The following is a 14,364-nucleotide window of genomic DNA, read 5'->3' on the forward strand; positions in this document are numbered from 1 at the left end:
AATTACACAGAATCCGATGATAATGTGAATTTCATTGTCAGTAAATCAGGAACTATAATTAATGTTGACTTACCTACTGATGCTGTTTATGGTGAAAACTCCACTATTGCTGGTAATATCACTGATGCTAATGGTAACCTAATAAACGGAACATACAACATCACAATAACCATCAACGGCATAGAATACAATGTAACTGTTATCGATGGATCATGGAATTTAACAATACCTAATACTATTGTTGGCTTAAATACTATAACAGTTAATTACTCAGGAACTAATAACTACGAAAACTCTGATTTAAACATTGATTTTAACGTTACAAAAGCTAATACAACTATAAACATTAACTTACCAAATAATGCTACTTACGGAGGAAACTCCACAATCAATGGTAATATCACTGATGCTAATGGTAACTTAATAAATGGTACTTATAACATAATAGTAACTATAAATGGTGTAGAATACAATGTAACTGTTATCGATGGTCTTTGGAGTTTAACAATACCTAATACAAATGTAGGAATAGCTAATGTAGACATATCTTTCCCTGGAAACAATAACTACAACAATGCAACAATAACTACTAACTATACTGTTGCTCCAAAGAATCTTGGAACTAAAATCACAATAACCTCAACAAGAAACGGCAATAAAATTACCTACAAAATCACACTCAAAGACAACCAAGGAAACACATTAGCTAACCAGAACATCAGTTTAACTATCGCAGGTAAAATTGTGAGTCTTAGAATAAATGGTCAAGGGATTGCACAGTACACATACACAGCAACTAAAGCAGGAAAATACTACGCAAACGCAGCATACAACGGACTAAACACCGAAAACATCATCTATGGCCATTCCAGTGCAAAATCCAACACTATATCAATCACAAAAACAAACATAAAAGTCTATCATGTTGCTAAGAGTGCTAAAACTGTAAAATATCATGGAAAAAGATACAGAGTCTATTATAAAACATATTATATTAAAAATTACGGTATTTTAACAGGCTCTAAACTATTCCAAAAATCTTTAAAAGGTTTCACACTAAGCAAAATCAGCAAAACAAGCAACATAAAAACAAACTACAACAAAACCAAAAAAATCCTAAAAACCAGTGTAAAAAACCTCGCATATGCAAAAATAGCTAAAATCAAAATAAAATTCTACAAAAGAATAGCATAAAACTAGTATAATAGTTAAAAATATGTGTATTATAAAAATCTAAAAAAAAACTTTTAAAAAGAGAGAATAACTTAATTTTTTCCATTCTCTCATATTATTTATTTTAATTATTATTTTAACAGTTGTATATAATTATAAAATGATAAAAGGAGATGTTCATAAAATGAAAGATAAAGTTTATGGGATTTTCAAACTAAAAAGAGATGAAAACAATAAAATCATTAAAGAATCATTATACATCCACAGTGTCGACTTCAGTACTATTGAAAATATTTTTAGTATTGAAAAAAACGGATTCAACAATGAAAACCATCTAATTAGGGAACTAACAAAAGAAGAAATAGAAGAACATAAAATAAAAATAAAAAATTAGTATTTTTTAATTAATTTTTTTATAATTTATATTTAAATGGAATATTGCATTCATTAAAATATTAAAGTAATAATTCTTTAAGTTGACAGCATTGGTCCAACACTATAATATTCCTTTTCCCTTTTTGTTTAATGAGTTGTCATAATTATTACTTTTTCTTTAGTTTTATCCTAAATTATTTATAATAGGGAACTGTAACCTAATTTTATAGCTATTAAAACTACAAACACAATTTAAAGTATAACAAAAAAAAGTATTAATAAATGAAAGATTTAGAAAACAAATTTCAATGGCTAAATTTTTTAAAATTTGACTTTTATCCATGATTCGTAAATCATAACATCAATAATTAATATTAAAGGTTAAGTATATTAATAACATCGATTAAATTTTAAAATTACCGAAAAATATTTTAATAGAAATATTTTCTTGGTATATGAGGTGAAAAAAATGAACATTGTAGAACTTTTTAAAGATTCTTTAACTTATCCTACTAAAAATTGGAATAGGTTATTGATTTTGGGTGTACTGGTTATACTATCAGCTATCTTTTATGTTTTAGAAGCAGTCCTTAATACTGCTGGTCTATCAGTAATTCAATCTATAGGTTTGAATATAGTAATAATAATATCCGCTATTTTGGCATTAGTATTAGGGTTTATTATTTCTGGATATGAGGTTAGTATTATTAGAAAAACAATAGAAAATTCTGTAAGTGAAATACCTGCGTTTGAATGGGTTAATAATATTGTAGATGGAATCAAAGTTCTAATTTTACATATTGTGTATTATATAATTCCAGTTGCAGTAATTTTGGTTTTAGCATTTGTATTGAATATTTTTGGTAGCCTAGCTATCATATCTGCTAATATTATAGAAAATAATGGGATTATAACTTTATCTGATGCCTTTTTAGCATCATTTGGAGCTAGTATTTTGGGAATACTTATTGTTGCTATTATTTTATTTATAATATTTTCCATATTGCTGATTGTTGCAATTGCACGATTAGCTGAAACCAATAGCTTAGGAAAAGCTAGTAATTTTATAGAAGTATTTAAGAAAATAAGTCAAATTGGATGGGGAAACTTCATAGTATGGTTAATAGGACTTATACTGATATCTATAGTTATAGGGATTATTATGAGCTTTATTATGATTATTCCAATAGTGGGAGTTATAATAGCTTACTTATTCTTCGTACCATATACAATCATTTTCTCTTCAAGAGCTATTGGTTTAATTTACAATGAATCTAAAGAATAATTTAAGATTAAAACAATTATTCTATTTTTTATCTTTAGATTAATTTAAATATTCCTATCTTTTTTATTTTTTTATCTATTATAATTCTTTTTGGATTTGTTTAAGTCTTAATGTCTTGTTTTTATTTTTAATTAATATGATATATACTATATAATATTTAATATATAATATAATACTTAATATCTAATATTTAATATATAATAGTTAATATATAATATTAAATATTCAGTACATAATATTTAATATAATATAATATCAAATTGGTATTAATTTAACATATTAGAGAATTTTTCATGTTATTTTTTCTTTTTATTCAATGTGATTGTATTAATGAATTTTGTTCACCACATAATTTTTAGTTAAAGTGTTTTATTTAGATTTTATAGTTACTTCTGTTTAACTTATAAAATTTAAATGAATAACAGTTATTAATAAGTTTATATTATATAATAATTATAAAGCAGTTAAATGTCTTTTAAATTATTTTATATATGAGGTGAAAAAATGGATATTACATCAATTTTTAAAGATTCATTGACTTATCCTACTAAAGATTGGGGTAAAGTTTTAACATTAGGATTACTATTACTGGGTTGTTTCATTTTATTTGCATTAACATTCGTTGCTGCAATTTTAAGTCAAACTCAATACTTAACTACAATTATCTTGGGAATAATTACACTAGTATTTGGAATTATTGTAGGACTAATTTATAATGGGTATGGACTGAGTATTACAAGAGAGACTATAATTGACAGAGGTGCTAATGTAGAGAATCTTCCGTATTTTAAGTGGTTGAAGAATATAGTTGATGGATTAAAAGTGTTTGTTTTACATGTTGTTTATATGATAATACCAATAGCTATTGGCATTATTCTTGCTTATGCTTTAGGATTATTTTCAGATATGGTGACATTTAATCAAATTGTTAATTCTTCTAACTATACTTCAATGACTGGAGGGGATCTAGTTGGATTACAAACCAATTATGTTTTAGTTCAACTTGTATATGGGATTTTATCTGTAATATTTACTTTATTTGCGATAATAGCTAGAGCAAGATTAGCTGAAACTGGTAAATTAGCTTCAATTATTCAATTTAGTGAAATTCTAGATACCATTGGTAAAATTAAATGGGGAAATTATATAGTTTGGTATATTTTGCTCATGATTATTACAGTTGTAATATCATTTATAGCAGGTTTACTACTCATTATTCCAATATTGGGCTTTGTTATTTATTCATTAATAGTAATTCCATTTTTATTACTATTTACTTCAAGGGCTGTTGGTTTAATTTATAATGAATCAAAAAATTTTGAATAATTACTTTGTTAACGTGGATTAGTTAGAATTAGAACTAAAAAAATATTGAATATTCATTTATTTTAATAAATTATTTTTATATTAATTATTTATATTAATAATTTTAATTTAATAATTTATTATTTTAAATAATTTAATTTTAATAATTTATTATTTTAATAGAAACTATTCAATAAATTATTTATTTTATTTTTAATTTGCAATTATCTTTATTTAGACGTAATTTGATGTTTTTATATTAAATTTTTAAAATTTTATTTTTAATTTGATGGTTGAGAATTGGTGATTATTTGGAGATTCGAACAAGACGATTACTTCTTACTGGACCTATATTTACTGTAATATATGGGATATACAATTATTTCTTATTTAGTATAGTATTCGGTCTATTTGGAGTGACTAATAGTGAAATCATATTGAGATTGACATTAGTCGTTTGTGTTAGTTACTTATTAGGCACTATAATTGAGTATAAAAAATCGAATCCAATAACAAGAATACTTTCTACTATTTCTGAAATTTGGAAAGGAACTTCATTATTCCTTTTATGGACCACAATAGCTATTTATATAGTGAATTTCTTTATACATGTCCCTATAATTCTTATTGAGCTTTTAATATTCTTATTTGTTCCACTAATAGTCATATATTCAATATATACTGCACTAAATATAAGAATTAAAGAGGTTAAAATTGATTTTGAAAAACTAGAAGAAGATATTAATTTTATCCAGATTTCTGATATTCATTTTGGTTCAATTAGAAATAAAGGATTATTAAATAATATAATCAATGAAATAAAACAAATTAATAAAGATTTAAGTCTAGATTTCTTGCTCATAACTGGAGATTTAGCAGATGGAAGTTCTAACATAGATCAAAATTCATTTGCAGCGTTTAAAAAATCTGAAATTCCAATTTACTTTACTCCAGGGAATCATGATTTTTATCCAGGGATATCTAATGTATTAAATGCAGCCACTAATGCGGATGTTAGAATTTTATCAAATGATATGGTAGTGGTTAAAGGAGTCCAGATTATGGGTATTCCCTATGGACATCGACAATTGGTAGAAATTACTGGCATTGATGGTGAAAAAATAGATCCAAACAAGCTATTAATTGCATTAAATCATGTTCCCATTGGATGGGATTTATTTAGGGATTATGGGGTTGACTTACTTCTTTCAGGTCATACTCATGCTGGTCAGTTCTTCCCATTTAATTTCTTTGTAAAAAAAGTTTATCCCTATTTTAAAGGACTTTATAATGAAAAAGATAAATATTTGTATGTTTCAGAGGGTATCGGAACACTCAATCCTCCTATGAGGTTAGGAACAACTGCTGAAATGGTTCTTTTCAGATTAAAAAGTACACGAAATAAAAAGAATAACGACGAAGTCAAAACTAAATAAATAATATTTAAATGTCAATAAAAAATATTAACAGAAATCAATTAACAATTTTTATATATGGATTATGAGAAATAAACATCTATGCAAATAGTGGCTGATGTTGGCGGAATCCCAGGTAAAGATTGTCGAGGATTTTGTAAGTATTGTTATTTTAGAAAAGTCAAAGAAGTTGATCCTTTAGGCTGTAAAAATTGTTCTCCTGGAAAAATTGGATGTTCTCAGTGTAGTGAAGGGGTTACTGAAACGAAAAATGAATTTAAAATGCCTTTTTTTGTTATGAGTGAAGTTCAAAATACATTGATGGTGGGCAATATTCGAGATAAGGATCTTAAAGTTAATATTAGTGGAGGAGGGGATGTTAGCTGTTATCCTCATTTAGAAGAGTTAAGTAATACATTAAACCAGTTTCAGCTTCCTATACATTTAGGATATACAAGTGGAAAGGGTATTGATGATAGTGGAATAGCTACAAGGCTAATAAACTCTGGTGTTGATGAAGTGACTTTTACTCTATTTGCTGATGATCCTATTCTTAGAAAAGAATGGATGGGGGATCCTGAACCGGAAGAATCTTTAAAAGCAGCTCGTATTTTTGCAGAAAGTACAGAACTACATGCAGCCACAGTTCTAATCCCTGGTATAAATGATGGGGATGTACTAAGACAAACCTGCACTACTTTAGAAAATTGGGGAACTAAAGCTTTAATTTTAATGAGATTTGCGAATACTACAAACCAAGGTCTTATATTAGGTAATGAACCAGTTATTAAAGGAATAACTCCTCATCCAATAGATGAGTTTGAGAAATTAGTAAAAGAAATTAACAAAGAATTTAATATACGAGTTACTGGAACACCTGTTTGTGATCCTGAAACAGGTGCTCCTTTTGCATTAGCTAAAGATGAAAACGATATTTATTTGCAATTTATTCAAGAAGTTACTGGAGAAGCCACTATTATTACTTCAAAAATAGCTGCTCCTTATATAAGCAAAATCTTCAAGAAAATTGGGGCAGATGATGTTAATGTAGTAGCTACTGGTAAAGATATAGCTTGTCTAATTACAAAAGAGGATTTAGAAGCATTAGATCTTGGAGATGTGAAAGAAACAGCCATAATTCCTGGAAGGTCTTTTATTCATCAAGATGATGCAGAAAGAATACTTAATCTTGATGGAAAAGATAGAGTTGTTGGGAGAGGTCCTGAAAAACTAAGTTTAGATGGTGAAATGAGTGGTACTCTTACTGAAGAAAATGTTATAGAAAAAGAAATCGAATTTTTCAGAGATTTAGTAGAAGCTATTAATTTCTTTGGAATGAAGGGTATTAGGTAGATTTAATGGTCTACTTAGAAGAACCATAGAATAATTATAGTATTATTTCATAATCTCATTATTTTTAAAATAAAGAAAATTGAATTTCTCTTAAAAATTTTTATCATGACTTGATTTGAAGCATTTTTAATGATTTAAACTTTTTTAATAAAATATTATTAAAATATTATTTTAAATTTATAAAATTATTTTAAATTTATAAAATTCAATTTGATTTGAAATATTATATTTTTTATCATATTTTTTATTATATTTTTTATTATATTTTTTATCTATAAAATGTTCAAGTTGATTTGAAAATATTTAATTTTAAGAATTATCTTGATTTATCAATTATTATTTATGATTATTATATTATTGACTATTTTTTTTTAGAAATGTTTAAATATTATTATGAGAGTGTCCCATAATTAAGTTTTGTATGAACAAATTTGTAAAAATCACCAAGATTTTCTTTTTTTGTTCAATTTATCTTAATAATTTCTTCAAATGTTTGTAGATTTGTTTAGTGAAAAAGTAATTATGGGACACTCTCATTATATTTTTTTCTATTTAATTCTATTTATTTTTACTATTTTTCTCTCATTTAGAATCTTTGTTCAATGTATTATTTCGATATTTTCTATCCTTTTTAGGATTTTACAAATTTCTTTTTCTAGATGTTTTTATTAATGATATTTACTTTTGTAATGTATGATATGAAATTACCAATAGTATTAACTATGAATCTAGTTTTAATCATAAAATATTCTTTATTCTTTAAACTAATTCATTTATTGAAATTTAAAAAGTATTACTTTTTTTGTCTCGAATCCTATTATTTTCAGGTTAGCTTCTCCTTTATAAGCTTTACTAATTGAGTCCAAAAGGAAGCTTTATAATATATATTTATCAAATTAAAATCTGTATACCAAATAGCTAATTATTGTGAAAAATTGCAATGTAGCTTACCTGGTGCAAGCTTAAAAATGACCGCTTGTGCTCGGATGGTATATTAGTAACTATATTTAGTTAGGAGGGAAAAAATGGCGAAGTTTGATGATAAAGTCGATTTATACGACGATAGAGGGTCATTAGTAGAATCTAATGTACCTATCGAAGCCTTAAGCCCACTACGGAATCCTGCTATTAAAAGCATCGTTAGTGGTGTAAAAAGGACCGTAGCTGTAAACTTAGAAGGTATAGAAAATGCCTTAAGAGGTGCAACTGTCGGAGGACCTGCTTGTAAGATTTTAGGAAGAGAATTAGACTTAAATATTACAGGAAGTGCTGATTCAATTGCATCCTCATTAAAAGAGATGATTCAAGTAACTGAAGGAGATGACACTAAAGTAGAACTTCTTTCAGGTGGAAAAAGAATATTGGTTCAAATACCAACTGCAAGATTAGATTCTGCTGCTGAATATTCTGTAGCTACATTGTCTACTGCAACTGCCTTAGTACAAGCATTAATCAAAGAATTTGATATAAATATGTATGATGCTAATATGGTAAAAGCTGCAATACTTGGAAGATACCCACAATCCGTTGAATACATGGGAGGAAATATTGCAACCATGTTAGATATTCCTCAAAAACTTGAAGGACCGGGATATGCTCTAAGAAATATCATGGCTAATCACGTAGCTGCTGCTACATTAAAAAACAGTCTACAAGGAACTGCACTTTCAAGTATTTTAGAACAAACTGCAATGTTTGAAATGGGAGATGCTGTTGGGGCATTTGAAAGAATGCACTTATTAGGTTTAGCTTATCAAGGAATGAATGCAGACAATATGGTTTTAGGTTTAGTAAAAGATAACGCTAAAAATGGAACTGTTGGAACCATAATGAATGATACTATTGCTAAAGCTAAAACAGATGCAATTATTAGCGTAGAAAAGGATCTCAATGGATTTGATGTTTACGGAACTAATGATTTAGCTAAATGGAATGCTTATGCTGCTGCTGGAGCTACTGCTGCAACTATGGTTAATACAGGTGCTGCAAGAGCTGCTCAAGGTGTACCATCCACATTATTATACTTCAATGACTCAATTGAATTTGCAACTGGATTACCTGGTGTAGATTTCGGTAGAGCTGAAGGTGTAGCTGTTGGATTTTCATTCTTTAGTCACTCAATTTATGGTGGAGGAGGCCCAGGTCTCTTTAATGGTAACCATGTAGTTACAAGACATAGTAAGGGATTCTGTATTCCTTGTGTTGTTGCTGCAATGTGTTTAGATGCTGGTACTCAACTTTTCTCACCAGAATCAACTTCTGGATTAATTAAAGAAGTATTCAGTAGTGTAGATGAATTCCGAGAACCATTAAAATATGTCGTAGAGGCAGCTGCCGATATAAAAGGCGATATCTAAATAATCTCAAATAACATCTAATTTATCTAATTTAAAATATAATTTTGAAATAACAATTTTGAATTAACAACTTTGAATTACATTAAAATTCATTGATTAAAATAAATGGGGTTTACTATAAATGGACATTGAAATATTTCCACACAGAGTTTTAGGAGCAGATACAACTGAAAAGTTGTTAAATGGAATTGAAAGTCTTGTTGATGTTAAACGAACAGTTCTTCAAGGACCAAGACTCCCACCTGAAGACCCTAATGAAGATCCTCGTTATTTTGATAGACGAAGAATTACAGTCAATGGGAAAGAAATCGAGCTTAAAGTAAAAACTGGTCGTATTTTTGTTGAATTATCCACTGAAGAAACTATTGATGAAATTAAGGTAATATGTGAACAACATCTTCCTTTTGGATTCGATATAAATATTGGAAAATATATCAGGGATCAAAAGACCGTAACTGATAATATAAAATACGGTGATGCAGATATTCCCGATGAATTAATTGGAATGACAGATCAATCAGCTAAGCTTAAAGATAGACTAACTTTTATCAAAAAAGATAATGAAAAGGAATAATTTATGATAGGTAGATGTACCCACGTTGTTGATTGTCGTGAAACAATGGGACTTGGTGAAGGAGGAGGAATTGCTCAAAGAGGCACTTTTGCAGAGTGTGGAAGCGATGTCTTGGCAGTAGCTATGTCTCCTGGGAGAAGGCATATCACAAAACCTGTTTGTGAGATAACTTTTGCTCTTCGCGAAGCCAATGTTTTAACTAGCACAATTATTTTAGACGCTGGAGGTGGTGTTCCTTCTGATGCTCCAGGAGCAAGTGGAAGTTTGTTTGGTTTAAACGATAAAGAAATTGAACAAATGAAACAATTTAAACTTCTTGTTGTGCATTTAGGAGGAGTTAGAAATCACATTATCTACAAAGCAAGATTAATTTTACGACATGTGAATAGTTCTGCTGTTATTATTTGTGAATACCCTGTTGATTTTGAAGATTTTGCTAAGATTGGTGTTAAAACTTTAAGAGTCATGCCGATTCATGATGAAATTAAAACCCAAGGTAAAGTAGTTAATATCGTTACCGGTGTTATTAGGGGCGAAACATGTCCCCAAGAAAAATTAGATGAGATTATTAGAAAAGTTAAGTTAGCATTAGGAGGTGCATGATTTATGGCACAATATTATCCAGGAACTTCTCAGATTGCTCAAAACAGAAGAAATTTTTCTGATCCAGATTATGAGTTAGAAAAATTAAGAGACATATCTGATGAAGGCGTAGTAAAAATATTAGGTCACAGAGCTCCAGGTGAAGAATATAAAAGTGTTCACCCACCATTAGATGAAATGGATGAGCCTGATGATATAGTAAGAGAATTAGTAGAGCCTATTGACGGTGCAAAAGCAGGTGACAGAGTAAGATATATTCAATTTGTTGACTCTATGTACTTTGCTCCAGCTCAACCTTATTTAAGGTCTAGGTCATACTTAAACAGATATAGAGGAGTCGATGCAGGTACTTTATCTGGAAGACAAATCATTGAAGCAAGAGAAAGAGACCTCGAAAAGATTTCTAAGGAATTATTAGAAACTGAATACTTTGATACAGCAAGAACTGGTATAAGAGGTAAATCTGTACACGGTCATTCATTAAGACTTGATGAAGATGGTGTTATGTTTGATATGCTCAGAAGACAAATCTTCAACAAAGCAACTGGTAAAGTTGAAATGGTAAAAGATCAAATTGGTAAAGAACTTGATGAACCAGTTGTTCTTGGTGAACCATTAGATGAAGAAACTTTGAAGAAGAAAACCACTATTTATAGAATAGATGGTGAAGCATACAAAAACGATAAAGATGCTGTAGAAATTTTACACAGAATACACGTCTCTAGATCCGAAGGAGGATTCTGCCCTGAATAGGGAGGTAGATTAATATGGCTAATAAAAAGTTTATTGAAGCGTTAAATAAAAAATTCAAAGAGTCTCCTGAAGAAAAAACCACCACTTTTTATAATTTAGGTGGATGGAAACAATCTGAAAGGAAATCTGAATTTGCTAAAGAAGGTAAAGAAATAGCTACAAAAAGAGGAATTCCTCAATATAATCCAGATGTTGGGTCTCCATTGGGACAAAGAGCATTAATGCCTTATCAAGTTTCTACAACTGAAACTTTTGTTGAAGGTGATGATTTCCACTTTGTAAACAATGCTGCTATCCAACAGATGTGGGATGATATTAGAAGAACTGTTATTGTAGGATTAAACACTGCACACACTGTTCTTGAAAAAAGATTAGGAATTGAAGTTACTCCTGAAACAATCACAGAATATTTAGAAACTGTTAACCACGCAATGCCTGGTGCAGCTGTTGTACAAGAGCACATGGTTGAAACCAACCCTGCGCTTGTTGCTGACAGTTATGTAAAAATATTCACTGGTGATGATGAAGTAGCTGATGAGATTGATTCTGCATTTGTTTTAGATATTAACAAAGAATTTTCAAAAGAACAAGCTGAAGCTTTAAAAGCTGAAGTTGGTGACAAAATCTGGCAAGTAGTCAGAATTCCTAGTATTGTTGGAAGAGTTTGTGATGGAGGTACTACCTCTCGATGGTCTGCTATGCAAATTGGTATGTCCATGATTTCTGCATACAATCAATGTGCTGGTGAAGGAGCTACTGGTGATTTCGCTTATGCATCTAAACATGCAGAAGTTATTCACATGGGTACTTACTTACCTGTAAGAAGAGCAAGAGCAGAAAATGAGCCTGGTGGAATTCCATTCGGTTACATGGCAGATATTTGTCAATCCTCAAGAGTAAATGAAGATGATCCAGTTAGAACTACTTTAGATGTAGTAGCTATGTCTGCTGCACTTTACGATCAAATTTGGTTAGGTTCTTACATGTCTGGTGGTGTTGGATTCACTCAATATGCGTCCGCTGCATACACTGACAATGTACTTGATGACTTTACTTACTATGGTAAAGAATATGTTGAAGACAAATATGGTGGTTTATGTGAAGCTCCTAACAACATGGACACTGTCCTTGATGTAGGGTCTGAAGTAACCTTCTATGGATTAGAACAATATGAAGAATATCCTGCCTTACTTGAAACTCAATTTGGAGGTTCTCAAAGAGCTTCTGTTGTTTCTGCAGCAGCTGGTTGTTCAACTGCTTTTGCTACTGGAAATGCACAAACTGGTTTAAGTGCTTGGTATTTATCCATGTACTTACACAAAGAACAACATTCCAGATTAGGATTCTATGGTTACGACTTACAAGATCAATGTGGTGCATCCAATGTATTCTCTATAAGAGCAGACGAAGGATTACCTGTTGAGATGAGAGGACCAAATTATCCTAATTATGCAATGAATGTGGGACACCAAGGTGAATATGCAGGTATTTCCCAAGCTCCTCATGCAGCTAGGAAAGATGCATTTGCATTTAACCCATTAATTAAAATTGCATTTGCTGATAAAAACCTAAGTTTCGACTTCAGCCAACCTCGTGCTGAAATTGCAAAAGGTGCATTAAGAGAATTTATGCCTGATGGTGAAAGATCTCTAATTATACCAGCTAAATAGGTGTTAAAACACCTATTATTTTCATTTTTTCGTTATATTTGATTAGCGAAAATAATATTACTTATAGTTAATTGATATGATAAATTAAGCTAGATTAATATTAATTTGAATTAACTTAATCATTATCCAATTAAAATAATTATTTAAACTACTATCAAAACATATATCATAATAATTAGTTATTATAAGTTAGATTATAGAATCAGATATTATATATTAAGTATCATTGGATTATAGAATCAGATATTAGAATATATTAAGTATCATTAGATAATAGATGGATATCAATTCACAATATTTAATAATATTAATTTAATTAAAGAATTATATGATATAGATTGAATTAAATGTAGGTTAATTAGAATATGTAGGTTAATTAGAAATGTGGCTAATTAATAAATAGAGAAATTGAGATGATTAGATTTAAGTAGAATTATTAATTGACTTATTAATTGACTAAATAAAAATAATTTAGATAAATTATTAGAGATGAAACTTAATTAGATTTATTAGATATATTATAAATAAATTAATTTATTAATTTAAAAAAAAATTAATTAATATTTATTAAATGATCAGTTTAATAAAAACTAAGGAGGAAAAGAAAATATGGACCCTATAACATTAGGTGTTGTTGCATTAATGGGTGCAGCTGCGACTATAGCTGGTACTGCAGAGGACTTAGAGTCTGATGTTGGTTCCATGAGTAATCCTAACTCACAAGTTCAGCTAGCTCCTCAAATGGGACATTTACACCGAATGATAAATAAAGCTATTTCTGGTGAACCAGTTGCTTATGGTACATGGTGTGGTATCGCAGGATCTATTGCATTTGTTTTGATTTCACCAATGTTTAATTTTCATGTAATGCCTATAATAGGCATAGCTATTGGTGCTGCTGTCGCTGCTTTAATACATACTGCTTATTCAGTAACAGCGCACATGGGACGGATCGTAAGTCAATCTCAGTTTGAGCAACCTCTATTTATGGATGCTTTGACACAGGCTTTAGGACCTATTGCTGGACATGGTTTTATAACTACTTTTTGTATTGTAAGTTTATCTTACTTGATGACTATACCTCTTGGAGGAAATATTGCTTTACATGTATTCCCACTTCCGCTTTTAGCTGTTTTATGGGGAATAACTTTAGGAGCTATTGGTTCTTCAACTGGAGATGTTCATTATGGGGCTGAAAGAGAATATCAACAATATCCATTTGGTGGTGGTATTCCTGTTGCTAATCATGGTGATATAGTAACTAAAGCTGAGATAGGTGCAAGAAATTCAATAGATATTGTTAATTTCTGTGCTAAATTTGGTGGACCTTTGACTGGTTTTTGTTTTGGTGCTGTTGTATTCCTAAGCTTCTGGATCACTGTTGTATTCGGATTGATTGGTGGATTAATTGCAGGTCTTATTATTGTTATTTTATTAATAATAATGAATGAAAGACTTGAAAGCTTTGCCCGAAATAAATTTGGACCATATAAGGAATAAG

The 14,364-nt window shown here is 29.5% G+C and carries 12 protein-coding genes; all 12 read left to right on the forward strand.

Translation table 11 applies throughout. The features are described 5' to 3' along the window. Positions 1 to 1,194, forward strand: a 1,194-nt coding sequence (locus tag MBCUT_RS01475) for an Ig-like domain-containing protein (protein ID WP_157082424.1), incomplete at its 5' end; no start/stop codon positions are given. A 139-nt stretch (positions 1,195 to 1,333) separates the two neighbouring features. Continuing rightward, complete coding sequence (locus tag MBCUT_RS01480; RefSeq protein ID WP_169805355.1) at positions 1,334 to 1,567, forward strand: hypothetical protein; 234 nt, start codon at positions 1,334 to 1,336, stop codon at positions 1,565 to 1,567. Between the two features lie 450 nt (positions 1,568 to 2,017). After that, a complete protein-coding gene (locus MBCUT_RS01485) occupies positions 2,018 to 2,833 on the forward strand; it encodes a DUF4013 domain-containing protein (RefSeq protein ID WP_067257899.1) in 816 nt (271 codons plus the stop codon). 504 nt (positions 2,834 to 3,337) lie between these two features. Then, complete coding sequence (locus MBCUT_RS01490; protein ID WP_067257902.1) at positions 3,338 to 4,159, forward strand: DUF4013 domain-containing protein; 822 nt, start codon at positions 3,338 to 3,340, stop codon at positions 4,157 to 4,159. Between the two features lie 290 nt (positions 4,160 to 4,449). Continuing rightward, positions 4,450 to 5,574: a metallophosphoesterase gene (locus MBCUT_RS01495; protein WP_067257905.1), complete on the forward strand. Its 1,125-nt coding sequence runs from the start codon at positions 4,450 to 4,452 to the stop codon at positions 5,572 to 5,574. A gap of 81 nt (positions 5,575 to 5,655) precedes the next feature. Next, positions 5,656 to 6,906 carry a methyl coenzyme M reductase-arginine methyltransferase Mmp10 gene (gene mmp10, locus MBCUT_RS01500; protein WP_067257909.1) on the forward strand — a complete coding sequence of 417 codons (1,251 nt, stop codon included), beginning with the start codon at positions 5,656 to 5,658 and terminating at the stop codon, positions 6,904 to 6,906. A gap of 1,025 nt (positions 6,907 to 7,931) precedes the next feature. Then, positions 7,932 to 9,263, forward strand: a complete 1,332-nt coding sequence (gene mcrB / locus MBCUT_RS01505) for a coenzyme-B sulfoethylthiotransferase subunit beta (protein ID WP_067257912.1) — start codon at positions 7,932 to 7,934, stop codon at positions 9,261 to 9,263. Between the two features lie 121 nt (positions 9,264 to 9,384). Then, positions 9,385 to 9,837: a methyl-coenzyme M reductase operon protein D gene (mcrD, locus tag MBCUT_RS01510; protein ID WP_067257916.1), complete on the forward strand. Its 453-nt coding sequence runs from the start codon at positions 9,385 to 9,387 to the stop codon at positions 9,835 to 9,837. Positions 9,838 to 9,840: 3 nt separating this feature from the next. Continuing rightward, positions 9,841 to 10,440 carry a methyl-coenzyme M reductase I operon protein C gene (gene mcrC / locus MBCUT_RS01515; RefSeq protein ID WP_067257920.1) on the forward strand — a complete coding sequence of 200 codons (600 nt, stop codon included), beginning with the start codon at positions 9,841 to 9,843 and terminating at the stop codon, positions 10,438 to 10,440. Between the two features lie 3 nt (positions 10,441 to 10,443). Next, entirely contained in the window at positions 10,444 to 11,193 is a 750-nt protein-coding gene (mcrG, locus tag MBCUT_RS01520) for a coenzyme-B sulfoethylthiotransferase subunit gamma (RefSeq protein WP_067257924.1), read from the forward strand. A 14-nt stretch (positions 11,194 to 11,207) separates the two neighbouring features. Then, positions 11,208 to 12,863, forward strand: coding sequence for a coenzyme-B sulfoethylthiotransferase subunit alpha (mcrA, locus tag MBCUT_RS01525; protein ID WP_067257927.1), 1,656 nt, complete (start codon positions 11,208 to 11,210; stop codon positions 12,861 to 12,863). Between the two features lie 609 nt (positions 12,864 to 13,472). Beyond that, positions 13,473 to 14,363 (forward strand): tetrahydromethanopterin S-methyltransferase subunit E, encoded by an 891-nt coding sequence (mtrE, locus tag MBCUT_RS01530; protein ID WP_067257930.1) that lies wholly within the window; start codon positions 13,473 to 13,475, stop codon positions 14,361 to 14,363. Position 14,364: the final 1 nt, after the last annotated feature.

The sequence above is a fragment of the Methanobrevibacter cuticularis genome, assembly GCF_001639285.1.
GTDB classification, from domain to species: domain Archaea; phylum Methanobacteriota; class Methanobacteria; order Methanobacteriales; family Methanobacteriaceae; genus Methanobaculum; species Methanobaculum cuticulare.